Annotated in this window: 18 protein-coding genes and 2 pseudogenes; 5 read left to right on the top strand and 15 right to left on the bottom strand. The window is 59.3% G+C overall.

Going from position 1 to position 15,896, the window contains the following annotated elements; genetic code table 11:
• The first annotated feature begins 38 nt into the window (after nucleotides 1-38).
• From B9Z45_RS08635 to B9Z45_RS08620, 4 genes are read left to right on the top strand one after another with little or no spacing between them, the layout of a single operon-like run.
• The gene (locus B9Z45_RS08635) at nucleotides 39-1,025 is read left to right on the top strand and encodes a tripartite tricarboxylate transporter substrate binding protein (RefSeq protein ID WP_108406822.1); all 987 of its coding nucleotides are present in this window, start codon (nucleotides 39-41) and stop codon (nucleotides 1,023-1,025) included.
• Between the two features lie 28 nt (nucleotides 1,026-1,053).
• Nucleotides 1,054-2,025 carry a tripartite tricarboxylate transporter substrate binding protein gene (locus B9Z45_RS08630; protein ID WP_108406873.1) on the top strand — a complete coding sequence of 324 codons (972 nt, stop codon included), beginning with the start codon at nucleotides 1,054-1,056 and terminating at the stop codon, nucleotides 2,023-2,025.
• Nucleotides 2,026-2,044: 19 nt separating this feature from the next.
• Nucleotides 2,045-3,385, top strand: a complete 1,341-nt coding sequence (locus tag B9Z45_RS08625) for a sulfatase (RefSeq protein WP_108406821.1) — start codon at nucleotides 2,045-2,047, stop codon at nucleotides 3,383-3,385.
• Nucleotides 3,386-3,408: 23 nt separating this feature from the next.
• Nucleotides 3,409-5,094 carry a SulP family inorganic anion transporter gene (locus tag B9Z45_RS08620; RefSeq protein WP_108406820.1) on the top strand — a complete coding sequence of 562 codons (1,686 nt, stop codon included), beginning with the start codon at nucleotides 3,409-3,411 and terminating at the stop codon, nucleotides 5,092-5,094.
• Nucleotides 5,095-5,120: 26 nt separating this feature from the next.
• On the opposite strand, the gene B9Z45_RS08615 is transcribed toward B9Z45_RS08620, so the two are convergent.
• From B9Z45_RS08615 to B9Z45_RS08570, 10 genes and pseudogenes are all read right to left on the bottom strand, one after another.
• Complete coding sequence (locus B9Z45_RS08615) at nucleotides 5,121-6,077, bottom strand: putative transporter (protein ID WP_108406819.1); 957 nt, start codon at nucleotides 6,075-6,077, stop codon at nucleotides 5,121-5,123.
• Nucleotides 6,078-6,082: 5 nt separating this feature from the next.
• A complete protein-coding gene (locus B9Z45_RS08610; protein ID WP_108406818.1) occupies nucleotides 6,083-6,481 on the bottom strand; it encodes a cupin domain-containing protein in 399 nt (132 codons plus the stop codon).
• A gap of 68 nt (nucleotides 6,482-6,549) precedes the next feature.
• Entirely contained in the window at nucleotides 6,550-7,014 is a 465-nt protein-coding gene (locus B9Z45_RS08605; RefSeq protein ID WP_108406810.1) for a pyridoxamine 5'-phosphate oxidase family protein, read from the bottom strand.
• A 10-nt stretch (nucleotides 7,015-7,024) separates the two neighbouring features.
• The gene (locus B9Z45_RS08600; protein ID WP_108406817.1) at nucleotides 7,025-7,561 is read right to left on the bottom strand and encodes a GNAT family N-acetyltransferase; all 537 of its coding nucleotides are present in this window, start codon (nucleotides 7,559-7,561) and stop codon (nucleotides 7,025-7,027) included.
• 30 nt (nucleotides 7,562-7,591) lie between these two features.
• Nucleotides 7,592-8,146 carry a cysteine hydrolase family protein gene (locus tag B9Z45_RS08595; protein ID WP_108406816.1) on the bottom strand — a complete coding sequence of 185 codons (555 nt, stop codon included), beginning with the start codon at nucleotides 8,144-8,146 and terminating at the stop codon, nucleotides 7,592-7,594.
• Nucleotides 8,147-8,151: 5 nt separating this feature from the next.
• Complete coding sequence (locus B9Z45_RS08590; RefSeq protein WP_108406872.1) at nucleotides 8,152-8,646, bottom strand: DinB family protein; 495 nt, start codon at nucleotides 8,644-8,646, stop codon at nucleotides 8,152-8,154.
• A 95-nt stretch (nucleotides 8,647-8,741) separates the two neighbouring features.
• Nucleotides 8,742-9,614 (bottom strand): hypothetical protein, encoded by an 873-nt coding sequence (locus B9Z45_RS08585; RefSeq protein ID WP_108406815.1) that lies wholly within the window; start codon nucleotides 9,612-9,614, stop codon nucleotides 8,742-8,744.
• A 140-nt stretch (nucleotides 9,615-9,754) separates the two neighbouring features.
• The gene (locus B9Z45_RS08580; RefSeq protein WP_146180900.1) at nucleotides 9,755-10,360 is read right to left on the bottom strand and encodes a hypothetical protein; all 606 of its coding nucleotides are present in this window, start codon (nucleotides 10,358-10,360) and stop codon (nucleotides 9,755-9,757) included.
• A 340-nt stretch (nucleotides 10,361-10,700) separates the two neighbouring features.
• Nucleotides 10,701-11,282 carry a DUF429 domain-containing protein gene (locus tag B9Z45_RS08575; protein WP_108406813.1) on the bottom strand — a complete coding sequence of 194 codons (582 nt, stop codon included), beginning with the start codon at nucleotides 11,280-11,282 and terminating at the stop codon, nucleotides 10,701-10,703.
• Nucleotides 11,283-11,286: 4 nt separating this feature from the next.
• Nucleotides 11,287-11,496: pseudogene (locus B9Z45_RS08570) on the bottom strand (blue light sensor protein); the annotation flags it as partial.
• A gap of 137 nt (nucleotides 11,497-11,633) precedes the next feature.
• Here B9Z45_RS08570 and B9Z45_RS08565 point away from each other — a divergent pair.
• Nucleotides 11,634-13,184 carry an IS91 family transposase gene (locus tag B9Z45_RS08565; RefSeq protein ID WP_108406812.1) on the top strand — a complete coding sequence of 517 codons (1,551 nt, stop codon included), beginning with the start codon at nucleotides 11,634-11,636 and terminating at the stop codon, nucleotides 13,182-13,184.
• A 141-nt stretch (nucleotides 13,185-13,325) separates the two neighbouring features.
• Here B9Z45_RS08565 and B9Z45_RS08560 read toward each other — a convergent pair whose 3' ends face one another.
• The 5 genes and pseudogenes from B9Z45_RS08560 to B9Z45_RS08540 all read right to left on the bottom strand — a co-directional run.
• A complete protein-coding gene (locus tag B9Z45_RS08560; protein ID WP_233252136.1) occupies nucleotides 13,326-13,865 on the bottom strand; it encodes an SbmA/BacA-like family transporter in 540 nt (179 codons plus the stop codon).
• Nucleotides 13,866-13,869: 4 nt separating this feature from the next.
• On the bottom strand, nucleotides 13,870-14,268 hold the full coding sequence (locus B9Z45_RS08555; RefSeq protein WP_108406811.1) for a cupin domain-containing protein: 399 nt from the start codon (nucleotides 14,266-14,268) through the stop codon (nucleotides 13,870-13,872).
• Between the two features lie 68 nt (nucleotides 14,269-14,336).
• Entirely contained in the window at nucleotides 14,337-14,801 is a 465-nt protein-coding gene (locus B9Z45_RS08550; protein ID WP_108406810.1) for a pyridoxamine 5'-phosphate oxidase family protein, read from the bottom strand.
• 10 nt (nucleotides 14,802-14,811) lie between these two features.
• Nucleotides 14,812-15,348, bottom strand: a complete 537-nt coding sequence (locus tag B9Z45_RS08545) for a GNAT family N-acetyltransferase (RefSeq protein ID WP_108406809.1) — start codon at nucleotides 15,346-15,348, stop codon at nucleotides 14,812-14,814.
• A 42-nt stretch (nucleotides 15,349-15,390) separates the two neighbouring features.
• Nucleotides 15,391-15,867 (bottom strand): annotated as a pseudogene (locus tag B9Z45_RS08540) (isochorismatase family protein); the annotation flags it as partial.
• Between the last annotated feature and the right edge of the window lie 29 nt (nucleotides 15,868-15,896).

Below are 15,896 nucleotides of genomic sequence, written 5' to 3'. Positions count from 1 at the left end.
AGAGGCCGCCCTGGTCCAACTTATCGGAGACTTTCCCCATGACCACATCCCACCGAACAGCCCAACGCATCACACGCAGAGCCTTGGGCCTGCTCGCCCTGTCATTGGCCGTGCTGTCGCCCGGCCTGCAGGCACAAGACAAACCCCCGTTGAAGATTGTGGTGGGTTTTCCACCAGGTGGCTCGGCCGACATTCTGGCCCGCATGGTGGCCGATGCACTGCGTGATGACTTTGGCACGATCATTGTGGACAACAAACCCGGCGCGGGCGGACGCATTGCCCTGAACGCCGTGAAGGCCGCCAAGCCCGATGGCCAGACCGTGATCGTCTTGCCCAGCGGCCCGATGGTGCTTTTCCCCCATGTTTATAAGAAGCTCGACTACGACGCCGTCAAGGACTTCACGCCGGTCTCGCAAATCGCACGCTTCCAGTTTGGTGTGGTCTCCGGCCCTGCCACCAATGTGAAAAGCGTGGCCGAGATGGTGGCCAAAGCCAAAAGTGACCCCGGCAGTGCCAGCTATGGCACACCCGGCGCAGGCACCTTGCCCCACTTCATGGGTGTGTTGATGGAGCAGTCTGCCGGCATCAGCCTCAACCACGTGCCCTTCCAGGGCGGCGCCCCAGCCAACAATGCCTTGCTGGGTGGCCACATCGGCTACAAGTTTGATGTGGTGTCCGAAACCGCCGAAATGCACCGTGCGGGCAAAGTGCGCATCATTGCCGTGACCGGCAGCCAGCGCGACCCACAAGTGCCCGAGGTGCCCACCCTCAAGGAATCGGGCATCAACATGGATGCCAGCGCCTGGTTTGCCATGTACGGCCCCGCAGGCTTGAAGGGTGACGCCCTCACCCGCCTGGAAAAAGCCATGATGAAAATCGCCCGCGACCCGGCCATGAAAGACAAGATGCTCAAGCTCGGTTACGAACCGATCGGCTCCAACTCGAACGACTTGGCAGCAGCACAAAAAACCGATCTGACCCGCTGGGAAAAGCCCATCAAGGCCACGGGCGTTCAGCTCGACTGAGAACTATCACCCCCGTTTGGAGATGCACATGCACACGTCTTTTCTTCGCGCCTTGCTAGTGGGCAGCCTGAGCCTGCTGGTCAACAGCGCCACCATGGCCCAAAACGCAACTTGGCCGAGCAAGCCTGTCAAATTCGTCAACAGCTGGCCAGCCGGCGGCCCCTCTGACGTCCTGGCCCGTGCCGTGGGGGATGTGCTGCAAAAGCAATTCGGGCAAGCCTTTGTGGTCGACAACAAACCTGGTGCGGCAGGCAGCGTCGGGGCCGATCTGGTGGCCAAGTCCATGCCCGATGGCTACAGCCTGCTGTGGGGCATTGACACCACCCACACCATCAATCCGCACATCTACAAGTCGATGCCCTTCAAGGAAGCCGACCTCAAGCCACTGGTGGTGATCTCCAATTCCGGCTTGCTGCTGGGCGTTCATCCCAGCACGGGCTACAAAACAGTGAAGGATTTCATGCAGGCTGCACGCGAGCGCAGCCTGAACTTCAGCTCTGGCGGCAACGGCTCGCCAGGCCACCTGTGGGTCAACATGAGCAATGTGTCGGCTGCAACTCGACTGGTGCATGTGCCCTACCGGGGCAATTCACCTGCGGTGATGGCGGTGGTTTCGGGCGAAGTGGAGGGTGGCACGCTGGCCACACCGGGCATGCTGCCGCAGGTCAAGGGCGGCAAGGTGACGGCATTGGCGGTGACCAGCCGCAAACGCTCACGCCTGGCCCCCGAAATACCCACTGTGGCCGAAGCCGGCTTCAAGGACCTGGAAAGCGAAGTGCTCTACGTGGTCATGGCCCCGGGCAACACGCCTGAGCCCCTGATGCAAACCATGGCGAAAGCCATCACCGATGCCCTGCTCCGCCCCGAGCTGCAAGCCCGCCTGAACGACCTCGACATGGCCTATGAAGGCCTGACCGGGACAGCCGCCAACGCACGACTCAAGAAGCTCTCTGACCAATACGGCCGCGTGATTCGTGCCACCGGCATGAAGGTCGATTGACCCCCTCTGAACAACATCCATGACAGCGCCCTCCACCCAACGCCCCAACATCATCTTCATCGTGGCCGACGACCTCGGCTTTGCCGACCTGGGCTGTTACGGCGGCCGCGATGCGAAGTTCGGCAAGGTCTCGCCCGTCCTCGACCAGCTCGCCGCTGCGGGTCTCAAATTCACCCAGGGTTACGCCAACTCGCCGGTTTGCTCGCCAACCCGCTTTGCGCTGATGACAGCACGCTACCAATACCGCCTGCGCGGAGGCGCTGACGAACCCATCAACAGCAAGAGCAAAGGCAGCCAGGTACTTGGCCTGCCGCCCGAGCACCCCACGCTGCCCTCACTGCTCAAAGCCAGCGGCTACCGCACGGCGCTGATCGGCAAATGGCACCTGGGCTACCCACCCCACTTCAGCCCCATCAAGTCGGGTTACGAAGAATTCTTCGGCCCCATGTCGGGCGGCGTGGACTACTTCACGCACGCCAGCAACAACGGCACACACGATCTCTACACCAACGAAGAAGAAAAACACGAAGACGGCTACCTGACCGACCTGATCTCGCACAAGGCGGTCGATTTCGTCGAACGCATGGCCCCCGGCGCTGCGCAGGGCACACCTTTCTTTTTGAGCTTGCACTACACCGCGCCGCACTGGCCTTGGGAAACCCGCGACGACCACGCGCTGGCGCAAGAGGTCAAGGACAACCTGTTCCACCTGCACGGCGGCAACATCCACACCTACCACCGCATGATCCACCACATGGACGAAGGCATTGGCTGGGTGGTCGAAGCGCTGAAAAAAACCGGTCAACTCGACAACACCCTGATCGTCTTCACCAGCGACAACGGCGGCGAGCGCTTTTCAGACAACTGGCCACTGGTGGGCGGCAAGATGGACCTGACCGAAGGCGGTATCCGCGTGCCATGGATCGCACATTGGCCCGCAGTGATCGCAGCCGGCGGGTCATCGACGCAGCACTGCATGACCATGGACTGGTCCGCCACCATGTTGGAGCTGGCAGGCGCACAAGCCGATGCCAAGCTTCCTTTTGACGGCGTGTCGCTGGCCCCGGTGCTGCGCGACCCCTTGCATCAATTTGAGCGGCCCCTTTACTGGCGCATGAACCACCGGGGCCAGCGCGCCCTGCGCATGGGCGACTACAAATACCTGCGGGTGGATGGCAACGACTACCTGTTCAACATCCCGACCGACGAGCGCGAGCGCGCCAACCTGGCCAAGCACCAACCCGAAAAGCTGCAAAGTCTGCGCGCAGCCTGGGAAGCCTGGGACGCCACGGTGCCCGCCATTCCTGAAGACGCCACCGTCAGCCTGGGCTACTCGGTCCGTGACATGCCCCAGCGCTAAAAGGATGGCGGCTAAGATCGCACATGGCTTCTACAAACCGATTCCTCACCTCCCGTGAGTGGCCTCGCCTGACCGCCCCGCTGGCCCGCACCGAAGTGCTGGCGGGCTTGACGGTGGCACTGGTCATGATTCCGCAAGCCGTGGCTTATGCGGGCCTGGCCGGAATGCCCTTGGTCACCGGTCTTTACACCTGCCTGATTCCAGCCCTGCTGGCGGTGCTGTTTGGCAGCGCCAACCGCTTGTCCGTGGGCCCTGCCGCGCTGACCTGCGTGCTGATTGGTGCCTCCCTCACGGGCATGGCCGAACCCGGCTCACCCGAGTGGGTGTCACTGGCCGTGTGGTTGTCGCTGCTGTCGGGCGTCATGCAGTTGATGCTGGGTCTGGGCAACTATGGCTGGCTCATCAACCTGGTCAGCGCCCCGGTGATGATGGGCTTCACCCAGGCCGCTTCCTTGCTCATCATGGGCTCGCAAGTGCCTGGTTTGCTGGGCATCAAAGCCTGGAGCTGGAATCTGTCGACTTGGTCCTCATGGCTGACCGGGTGGCCTGCCCTGTTTGGCCTGTCCAGTCTGGTGGTGCTGTTGTTGCTGCGCAAATTCAAACCCCGTTGGCCCGGCATCATGCTGGTGATGGGCATCGCTTCGGTCATAGGTTATGCCACCAACTACCAGGACCATGGCAGCGTGGTCGGGCTGCTGCCATCAGGCCTGCCCGATTTTTATTGGCCTGTCTGGCCTGGCCTTGATGTGCTCAACCAACTGTGGGTGCCTGCCATAGTGATCGCCCTGGTGAGCTTTCTGGAAACCGCCTCCAGCGCCCGCATCGAGTGCCAGCGCGATGGCAAGCGCTGGAACGACAGCACCGAACTTTTCAGCCAAGGGCTGGCCAAACTGGCCTCTGCTTTTTCAGGCAGTTTCCCGACCAGCACCTCGTTTTCGCGCTCGGCCCTCATGCTTTACTCGGGTGCGCGTTCGGGTTGGGCCGTGGTGGCCTCGGTGGGCTTTGTGCTGCTGGCCTTGCTCATCCTCATGCCTGCGCTGCAATATGTGCCTCGCTCGGTCATGGCGGCGGCCGTCATCGTGGCCGTGCTCAACTTGTTTCAGCCCAGGCAATTTTTGAAACTCTGGCGAATTGACCGCGTGGAAACCGTCACAGCGGGGGTGTCCTTTGCGATCACCCTGGCCACGGCACCGCGCATTTACTGGGGCGTGATGACCGGGGTACTGGTGGGCCTGAGCCACTTTTTACACACCCGATTGCACCCCCGCATCATCGAAGTGGGGCTGCACCCCGATGGCAGCCTGCGCGATCGTCACTTGTGGAAACTGCCGCCGCTGGCCCAGCACCTTTACGCCTTGCGCATGGACGCCGAGCTGGACTTTGCCGCTGCCAGCGACTTTGAACGGGCCATCACAGACCACCTCATGCAGCACCCCGATGTGCGCCATGTCTGCTTGTTTGCGCAACCGATCAACCGGGTCGATGTCACCGGCGTGGAGACTTTTGGCCAATTGCACCGCCAACTGGCCAGCCGTGGGATCTGCCTGCACATCAGTGGCATCAAACTGCCCATCGAGAAGGCGCTGCGCCGTGCGGGTGAACTGCACGATGGCCCTTGTCTCAAGCTCTACCGCACGGACGCCGAAGCCCTGCAAGCGCTCAATTCGCTGGACCCCTTGCCCGCAGACATTGCGGCAGCGGCCATCTGAATGGTCGTCGCGAATCCTTGGCTGGATCAGGCCAAGGCCTTTTCAAATTCGGTCAGGCGCTTGTAAATGGATCGCAACTCGGTGATGTCGGTCCAGCGCTCGATGAGGTATGAAAACGCTTCATTGACCTTGCCAAACGCATTGCTCACTTGCTGGATCACGCCCAGGGTGATCAAGCCTGTAAAGAGCGAAGGTCCCATCAGCAAGTACGGAAAAATAACCATCGTCTGGCTGTAAAAATTGCTCCACAGGTGAAAGTAAGCGTAGTGGTTGAACAAGCGAAAGTTGTTCAAGCGCACGCCTGCGAACAGGCTGAGCACCGTGGGCAAATCCATGCGACTGCGATCGTCTTCGGCATAAACCAGATCCTTGCGCAGCGCCGCCTCGGTCTTCTGGTTGTTGTACTCCAGCCCTGGCAGGCGAATGCCCACGTACCACGACAACACGGTGCCACCCACAGCCGTGACCAGCGCCACCCAAAACAGCGAGCCCTCAAATTGCAGCCAGGCGATCGCCATGCCCTTGGACAACAGCCACAAAATAGGAATGAAGGACACCAGTGTCAACACCGCACGCACCAGGCCCAAGCCCAGGTTCTCGGTCTGGCGCGCAAATCGCATGCAGTCTTCCTGAAGGCGCTGCGAAGCGCCCTCGACCGTCTCCAGCGTGCCTTGCCAGCGCGGCAGGTAAACCTCGGTCATGGCCTGACGCCAGCGAAAGGCGTAGTGCGAGGCAAGATACGTCTCCAGGCTACGCAGCAACATGTAGGGAAAAGCGATCCAGGCAAACTGCTGCATGAAGCCCCAGAACTTCTCCAAGCCACCCGGCTGCTCGGGCTTTTGCAGCAAATCGTAAAACTCGCCGTACCAGGTGTTCAGCTTGACCGTCTGCTGCACCGTGATGAACACCAGCGCCACCAGCACCAGCAAGCCGCCCCAGGCCCACAAAGCCCAACCGCGGGAAAGAAAGAAACTTCGGAACACCTGTCTTACCTCGTTTCAGGGTTGACGCTGGCCACAGTTTCCGTCTCGAAATCTGCGGGCAAGACCACCTCCAGCAATTCCAGATCGTCGCTGTGCCCCATCTCACGGTGACGGATGCCGGGCGGTTGGTGCACGCACGAACCGGCCTCCAGCCGAACAACGCCCTGGCCTTCATACTCAAACTCGATCCAGCCCTTGAGTACATAAACCAGCTGGAACTGCGTTTTGTGAAGGTGAGGCTGACTGGAAAATTCATGGCTGCCTGCAGCGCGGATCACGCTGGCCGTCACACGCCCACCGGTCGCCGCCTTCATGCCCAGGTCACGGTATTCAAAAAAGGAACGCAGCCCTTTCTCGAACCGGGCGTCCTTGGCGTGGGTCACCACAAAAACTTGTGTCGTCATTTGTATTTCCTGAATGGGTGTGGGCTATCGTAACGGCTTGTGCAGTGGCGACGTGTCCGCTTGCGGCCTCAGGCCATGGGCAGCACACCATAAGTGCGCATGGCCCCTTCGATTTGCGAAGTCTCGCTGGTCTCATTCGGGAAAAACTGATAGCCGGGTGCCAAGATGGCGGCCACGGAAGTGACGCGGATGACAAAGCGCTGCCCCGCCATGGCCAACAGGGGCGAGGCGCATGCTGCAAAGGCCTGGTCATCGGCACAGACCTCATGGGCTGTGCCGATCAGCTTGAAGCCCTTTTGCACCCACACATCGACAAAGCTCAGGCACACTTGCGGCTGCTGACGGATGTTGCGTGCCGTCACAGGCGATGCGATATGAGCCACCACCACATGCTGCTCGTCCGCGATGGCCCAGACTTCTTTGGGTGAGACATTGGGCTGACCGTCGGCGTCCACCGTGGCCAGCCAGCACAAGACACTGCGGCGAGCGGCTTCTCGGACTGCCGTGGACAAGATGGGATTCTTGGTCTTCATGGCGATCTGTTCAAGAAGGTTGACTCATGCGAGCGCCCATTGACGTCAAATCCAACCACATGTGAACTTTGGATCGGTATCCGTCAGGCGTACAAACAGCCATGGGCTCCACCCCGAAAGACTCAAAACCCAGACTTTGGTAGAGATGCTCTGCGGGGGCATTGCCTTGTGTCACTACGAGCTGTAGCACGCGAAGGCCTTGGCGTGCCATGCCATGTTCAATAGCTGCACGCATCAGTTTGCGAGCCAGGCCTTGGCCGCGAAAATTTTCATGCACGAACATGGCCACGATCAAACCCTTGTGGCGTGTTTTGGTTCTTGCGGCGTACTCGACGGACACCGTGCCCACCAGCTCAACCTCTGCAAAAGCGCCCCACGCCCATGTAAGCCCTGACGGGTCGTCGATGCGGCCTTGCCACCAACTGTCCGGCTCCAAAGCGCGCTCTTGAGGCGTCGAGGTGAATGAATCGGCAGCATGCTCGTAGGCATGCAACATCAAGGCCTTGTAAGCCATGGCATGTACGGCGGTGAGTTGGGATATGTGCATGTTGGTGTGCGATCCATCAAAACAAGATTTTCATGGCGCTGGCAAATCAGTCAAAAATCGAACAGCATCGTGCGCAATCGCCGTGACACTGGGGCCAAAGCTGGAGATGTTGGTCAATGTTGCGTTGTGATGCGCAATCACCTGTTGCGGGCTGATGGCCGAATTGCCTGCCGAGGTGTGCGCATCGGACACCAGTAACACCGGATAGCCCAACGCCAGTGCCTTGCGCGTGGTGGTGTCCACACAAAATTCTGTGTGCATGCCGCAAACCACCAAGTCCTCAACGCCCAAGGTCTGTAATGCACCGTGCAACTCTGTTCGCAAAAATGCATCGGGTGTGGTCTTGCGAATGCGCCGATCACTGGCTTGCACTTGCAAACCTGTCGCCAATTGCCATTCGCGGCTGCCGTGCACCAGATAGTCCGCGCTAGATTCGTGTTGGATGAAAAACACAGGAATGCCAACAGCGCGTGCCCGTTGCGTGACCGCATTGATGCGTGCGATCGTGCCAGGGCAGTCGTGCGCGGCATCGGGGCCTTCGCACAGGCCTTGTTGTACGTCGATGACCAAAACAGCAGAATGCATGATGCTTACCTCCTTCTCTCTGGCTCGGTGACATGAAGAAATTTGGTGAGAAGGTCACGCGGGGGTGCCACAGAAATGGACTTGAGAATTTGACCCAAATTGCCCCGGTGATAGGCGCCATGCGTGATGACATGGAGGAGCATTTCTTCTTTTGTCATTTCACCGGCATCGCCATCGGTAAAGCGGAACCGAATGGACTGACCGAACTCGCTTTCCGGTGATTGCTTGACGTATTGCAAGTACCAAGCGTCCGTTTCTGCAACCGAGAAATGCAATTGACCAAGTTCCGGCGTTTCCGGGGTATTGGTTGCCGTGTACCGGTGTTGCTGTCCGCACAGATGTGCCCGAAAAATTTCATCCACCACATAGATGTGATTCAGCGTGCGAATAGCAGTTGTAATGGCTTCTGCGTGCGCATCCTCGGAGATGGTTGCCAGTGCATTGAACAGCTCATGGTTGGCCCATGACTTTTGAGCGAAGAGTGTTTCGAGGTAGTTCATGGTTGCGAATCGTGGGTTTAAGTAGGTCTGACGTTTGAGATGAGAGGCTTGACCCGGCTTGCCGGGGCAAGTCCTCTCGATTGAAGGGTTGGGCATCACTGTTGGCTACCTGCATTCTTGGAATTGAAATCCTGCTTCACAAATGCGTTTAGCCAATCGGTGTATTGACTGTCTGAGGGAATGATTCCCTTCTCTCGAAGCCCACTGAAATCCACGGTGCTGACATTCGGTGCCCCTTTGCGGAACCGCTTGGTATATTCCTCATGGACGCTGTTGCCGTGAGCCACTAGGTCGCCGCATAGCAGTGAGCCGAAGAAAATTATGTCGTCCACGTAGCTGTGAATGGCAAAAACCAAATCAGGAAATTCTTGGTTTGTATCGCCACTCGGCAACTTCTGGCCGAAGTAGTAGTTGTGAACTAGCTCCTTGGAGATATGGCCGCTGGCAAACCGATGAATGAGTGCATCACGCTTCGAGATGACTTCTCGTAGCCCAATAAAAGACTGCTCAAGCACAGAGACAAGCGCAAGCGGTCGGCCATACGCAGAAAGTTTGTTGAAAGCGAGATCCTTGAGTGTCTCGATTGGCGCCAGCGGTGCGGAGAAGGTGCGCATGTCAGCCGTGAAAACGTACTCCGCATTTCCCTGACGCTGTCCGGTAGCTCGCTCAGCCTTGTATGCATTCAGCTTGGCCTTGGCATTCTCGAACTCGTCATACATTCGCTGAACGTGCTGCTTTTTCAGGGCGGCTCCTGCGTTGAAAGCCGAAAAGGCGACCATCGTTGCAGCGTTCGTTGCACGTATTTGAGAAATCAGCTGTTCGCGCTCCTTCGCGCGCTCAGTGATCTTCTGCGCAGCCCGAGCACCTGCATACGCTCCCGCGAGAGCTCCAATAAGCGAAGTGGTGAAAGCGGAGTTGAAAAAGCTGGCTGCGTTTGACCATGTGAGCCATTCAGGGAGACAAATCATGTTTGTTCGCTCAGCTGCTTCCAAGTGACGCCCAACGCCCAAGGTAAGCGGCGCCGAAGCCCGACAGGGCACAGGGCGCCGATGCTGGCCATGAAAATGGCGAAGCCATGGCCAGTGTTGGCGTCCGCTTGACCGCACAGTTAGGCATTTACGCGCCCTGGTGGTTTGATTGGAGTGAGGGCATATTCGATTGATATGAGCCCGGCGACAAGTGATGCTGCCGTCTGCTCGAACAGGCTGCGAGTGCCAAGGGCGGTGCGAAGTATGTGAGGGCCGCTTTTGTTGCGGTTATGCTCCGTGGCAGCCCGTACCTCTGGGTCTTGAACAATCGACTCCCACAAGGATCGTATTACGGGCTCTTCGTTGTCGAAAATGGCTAGTACCCTATCGTGGATGCTCGGCGTGGAGAAAGAAATATCGGAGGCCATGTGAGCGAAATCGTTGCGCAAACGCCTGAACATGTGGAGGCTCTTGTGCGTGTGTTGATGCAAAAGCCCGAGACGTAAGCAGAGATCAATCTTGGCGGCGGCGTCGCCTACAGGGCGACCGACGCCGAGAAGCTCATCTGCTTTTGCGGATTGTTGCGCTGACGGTAGAAGGAACTTTCTGAGGTTGTTGGTCAGTTGGTCGTCCATCCACGCGAACGCCAAAACTACGCACCCGCGCTCGCTTTCACCTTTGAGTTCACTCGCAACCTTCTGCATGGCCATTGCCATGCGCTGATATTTTTCTTCGGGGGTGTCCATGGCTTTGCCTAACGTAATGTAGACCGCATAACCCGGTGGATACATCCGGGCACAGTAGATACATTTTTTGGATGAAATGCCCGCAAGCCGCTTGCGTATTTGCCTACAGGCTCATCCTTTGCGATTCCATACAGGTATAAATTTGTCATGAAACCCAGTGCCCCTTTTTTGCAGTCCACCCGCTGACTCGATCATGTAAACGAGCGGGTACGGCATATGCACTATAGCCTCAAAAATTATAAAAATTACCCCTAATAAATTCGTTTTTTGCTCGACGGTCAACCTATTCGAATGGCCCGATGAGTCACACCAAAGACATGGGGGCGGCTGAAATCAAAGCCTAGGCCGTCACGATCCACCCCTCCAACGGGTCGCACGGCGGCAAGCCGTATTGCGGGTGACCGGCTGCGTGCTGCTGCTGCGCCCAGGCCGCTTGCATCAGGCACAGGGTGGCATCGAGCGCATCGCCGCTGGCATCGTCAGCCAGGCGGCCCAGCAGGGCGTTGCTGGCCACCAGGCGCAGGCCCAGGCGGGTCTCGCCGCGCTCCAGCGCACCGAGCAACTCGCGCCGTGCCAGCAGGCGATCGGGAGTTTGCTTGGCTTTGTCATCGCTTTTGTAGCTGCGGTTGCCCAGCACCTCACGGGCCAGCAAGCCAGGGTAGGCTTCCAGGGCCACGCGACGCTGATCGCCGTTTTGCAAACCCGGCAAATGCACACCCGCTTGCCGGAGCAAAGGCACCCCGGCGTGCAGCATGTAGGCCACGGGCGGGTTGACCCATTTCATGGAGGGGCTGGAACCTGCGGGCCGGTCGGCAGCGCGGTGCGCAAATTTGCCACCCACCGGGCGGGCCTGGCCCAGCGCCAGAACGATGGGTTTGCGTTTGCTGGGGCTGCTGGAAAAGTCGCAGCCGATGAGCTGCATCGGCTCAGGCGCGCCCGATGGTCGACGCGGTGGCCATCAACTCTTCGAGCAAGGCCAGCGAGACTTTGCCCGACACGTTGTAAGGGTCCAGCTCGGCGCGCTCGGAATATTTGAGCAAGATGTTGGTATTGACCCGCGAGGTGTCCACCTGGCCCATGGTCCAGCCACCAAAGCGTCGCTCTGAAATTTCTTCGTAATGCAGCAAGACCACTTCTTAAAGCCCTCGTGGAATGTGCGCAAGCAACTATCAAATCAGGAGTATTTGGCGCGCCCAGTGGTTGGCTTTGCCCGCGATGAAGCTGGATATAACCCCAGTATGATCGGGCACCCAGCCCACGCTGGCACTGCCCCATGCCCGCCACTGCCCGCCCAACGCACTCGCATTCACACGCGGGCGGACAAGCGGGTGCAAAGCCCAAACTCTACAACCCGCGCCACCCCGAGCGCACGCTGCTATACCAAACCATAGCCGAGCACTTCGAGACTTGGCATGAACTTGCCAGCGCAGGCCAGTTTGACGGGCAGGGCGACCATCGCACCCCCAAGCCCTACGTCCGTCAAGCGTTTCGCAAGTACCTCGAATGCGGCATCTTTGCCCACGGCTTTGCCAGGGCGTGGTGTGACGATTGCGGGCACGACTACTTTGTCGCCTATTCCTGCAAAGGCCGTGGCGTCTGTCCCTCGTGCAACACGCGACGCATGGTGGAGACGGCGGCGCACCTGACGGATCACGTCTTTCCGCGTCTGCCGGTGCGCCAGTGGGTGTTGCCGGTGCCAAAGCGGCTGCGCTACTTCATGCAGCGTGACGGGGCAGTGCTCAACATGGTGCTGCGCATCTTATTGCGGGTCATCGCGCAAAGCCTGCAGACCCACAGCCCAGGTGCGGTAAATGTGGACAAGGCGACGCTGCACATCGGCGCAGTCGCCTTCATCCACAGGTTTGGCTCCAGCCTCAATGAGCATGTGCACTTCCATGTGTGCGCGGTCGATGGGGTGTTTGAGGAAGTGCCGGGCATCGCTTTTCACCCGGCCAGTGCGATCGACGAGACCGCTGTGGCCCAGGTACAGACTGATTTGCACCGACGCATTCTGCGCGCCTTCGTGGGCCGAGGTCTGCTGGAGAGTTTCGAGGCCAAAGAAATGCTGGCCTACAAACACAGCGGTTTCTCAGTCGATGCGGGTGTGTGCATCGAAGCGCACGACCGCGCCGCGCTGGAGCGCTTGCTGCGCTACTGCGCCCGCCCACCCTTTGCTTGTGAACGCCTGCGCAAAGAGGGCTCTGGCCAGGTGTACCGCTGCGCCAAACAGCACAGCGAGCCTGGCTCCGACAAGCGTGGTGCCAAGGTCGACGAGTTGCACCTCACACCGCTGGAACTGATAGCCCGCATTGCGGCGCTGGTGCCACCGCCGCGCACCCACCGGCATCGCTATTTTGGTGTATTGGCCCCGAGTTCGCCGCACAGGGCTGCGGTGACGGCGCTGGCACAACCGCTTACGAGGCAAACCGAGCCAGCCAACATGAGCGAGGGCGCGCCGGGGGGGGTGGTGCCGGGCAACGCGGTCCCACCCACGCCCGAGCCTGCGCCGCCCAAGCGTTCACCGGCGCACTACCTGTGGGCGGTGTTGATCGCCCGCATCTACGAAGTGTTCCCGCTGCTGTGCCCAATGTGCGGTGGGCAGATGCGCCTGATCGCATTCATTACCGAGGGCACGCAGATCAGGAAGATCCTCGATCACATCGGGGTGGACTCCGAGCCACCACACATAGCACCGGCGCGCGGGCCACCGCTGTGGGATGACTGCGATGCGCAGACGGATGACGGGGTGCACATGGAGCCCGATTGGGATCTGGCGGAGCAAGCGGCACCGGACTTTGAGGTTGATCAGCGCATCAGTTGGTGAGGGGTTGAGGCGGCGATTTTGACTTGCTGCCGGCTAGGCCTGCGCCTGGCATACCCGGCGCACCGCTAATTCCTCTTGTGAACAGTGAATTTTGCGGTGGATCGGCCAGGCACGGCCTTGCTGCGGGCGCGGCGCGGGTTTCTACGTGGGTTGAGGGCTCTTCCAAGGGGCGATACTTGGCCTCATGTGGTTGAAATGCTTATCCGTAATGGCCATGCCTTTGGACAACAACCACAAAATCGGGATGAAAGACACCAAGGTGAGCACCGCCCGCACCAACCCCAGCCCCAGGTTTTCGGTCTGACGGGCAAAACGTATGCAGTCTTCCTGAATGCGCTGCGAAGCGCCCTCCACCGTTGCGTCGGTGCGCTGCCAGCGCGGCAGGTACACCTCGGTCAGGGCCTGACGCCAACGAAATGCGTAGTGCGAGGCCAGATAAGTTTCCAGGCTGCGCAGCAACATGTAAGGAAAAGCGATCCACGCAAATTGCAGCATGAAGCCCCAGAACTTCTCGACCCCGCCCGCCTGCTCGGGCTTTTGCAACAAGTCATAGAACTCGCCATACCAGGAGTTGAGCTTCACGGTCTGCTGCACCGTGATGAAGACCATTGCCACCAACACCAGCAAACCACCCCAAGCCCACAAAGCCCAACGACGCGAAAGAAAAAAACTGCGAAACATCGGCTCAAGCCTCTTTCGGATTGACGTCATTCACCGTCACGGTATCGAAGTCGGCAGGCAGCACCACCTCCAACAACTCAACATCATGGCTGTGCCCCAACTCACGGTGGCGGATTTCGGGCGGTTGGTGCACGCACGAGCCAGCCTCAAGCCGAACAACACCCTGCCCTTCGTACTCAAACTCGATCCAGCCCTTGAGCACATAGACCAACTGAAACTGCATTTTGTGAAGGTGCGGCTGACTGGAAAATTCATGGCTGCCTGCAGCGCGGATCACGCTGGCCGTCACACGCCCACCGGTCGCTGCCTTCATGCCCAGATCGCGGTACTCAAAAAAGGAACGCAGCCCTTTCTCGAACCGTGCGTCCTTGGCGTGGGTCACCACAAAAACTTGTGTCGTCATTTGTATTTCCTGAATGGGTGTGGGCTATCGTAACGGCTTGTGCAGTGGCGACGTGTCCGCTTGCGGCCTCAGGCCATGGGCAGCACACCATAAGTGCGCATGGCCCCTTCGATTTGCGAAGTCTCGCTGGTCTCATTCGGGAAAAACTGATAGCCGGGTGCCAAGATGGCGGCCACGGAAGTGACGCGGATGACAAAGCGCTGCCCCGCCATGGCCAACAGGGGCGAGGCGCATGCTGCAAAGGCCTGGTCATCGGCACAGACCTCATGGGCTGTGCCGATCAGCTTGAAGCCCTTTTGCACCCACACATCGACAAAGCTCAGGCACACTTGCGGCTGCTGACGGATGTTGCGTGCCGTCACAGGCGATGCGATATGAGCCACCACCACATGCTGCTCGTCCGCGATGGCCCAGACTTCTTTGGGTGAGACATTGGGCTGACCGTCGGCGTCCACCGTGGCCAGCCAGCACAAGACACTGCGGCGAGCGGCTTCTCGGACTGCCGTGGACAAGATGGGATTCTTGGTCTTCATGGCGATCTGTTCAAGAAGGTTGACTCATGCGAGCGCCCATTGACGTCAAATCCAACCACATGTGAACTTTGGATCGGTATCCGTCAGGCGTACAAACAGCCATGGGCTCCACCCCGAAAGACTCAAAACCCAGACTTTGGTAGAGATGCTCTGCGGGGGCATTGCCTTGTGTCACTACGAGCTGTAGCACGCGAAGGCCTTGGCGTGCCATGCCATGCTCAACAGCTGCACACATCAGTTTTCGGGCCAGGCCTTGGCCACGAAAATTTTCATGCACAAACATGGCAACGATCAAACCTTTGTGGCGTGTTTTGGTTCTTACGGTGTACTCGACGGACACCGTGCCCACCAGTTCAGCCCCTGCAAAAGCACCCCACACCCATATCAGCCCTGAAGGCTCATCGACGCGGCTGCGCCACCAACTGTGCGGCTCCAATGCGCGCTCTTGAGGCGTGGACGTGAATGCATCGGCCGCATGCTCGTAGGCATACAACATCAAGGCCTTGTAGGCCATTGCATGTGCGACGGTGAGCTGGGTTATTTGCATGCTGGTGTGCAACCATTCAAGACAAGATTCTCATGACGCTGGTCAATCTGCCAAAAAACGAACTGCATCGTGCGCAATAGCCTTGGCCCTAGGGCCAAAGCTGGAGATGTTGGTCAGCGTGGCGTTGTGGTGCGCAATGACCTGTTGCGGGCCGATGGCCGCATTGCCTGCCGAGGTGTGCGCATCAGACACCAACATCACCGGATAGCCCAGCGCCAAAGCCTTGCGCGTGGTGGTATCCACACAAAACTCGGTATGCCTGCCGCAAACCACCAAATTCTGGACACCCAGAGCTTGCAAAGCCTCGTGCAGCTCTGTGCGCGAGAAAGCGTCTGGTGTCGTCTTGCGAATGCGCCGATCGCCCGCCTGCACCTGCAAGCCTGTCGCCAATTGCCACTCTCGGCTGCCGTGCACCAGATAGCCTGCGCTCGACTCGTGCTGAATGAAGAATACCGGAGTGCCCGCAGCGCGTGCCCGGTGCGTGACTGAGTTGATGCGCGCAATCGTGCCGGGGCAGTCGTGCGCGGCGTCAGGGCCTTAGCACAGAC

Source organism: Limnohabitans sp. 2KL-17 (assembly GCF_003063415.1).
Classification (GTDB): domain Bacteria; phylum Pseudomonadota; class Gammaproteobacteria; order Burkholderiales; family Burkholderiaceae_C; genus Limnohabitans_A.
The sequence above is the reverse complement of the archived record's forward strand: the minus strand, read 5'-3'. Positions and strand labels throughout refer to the sequence as shown.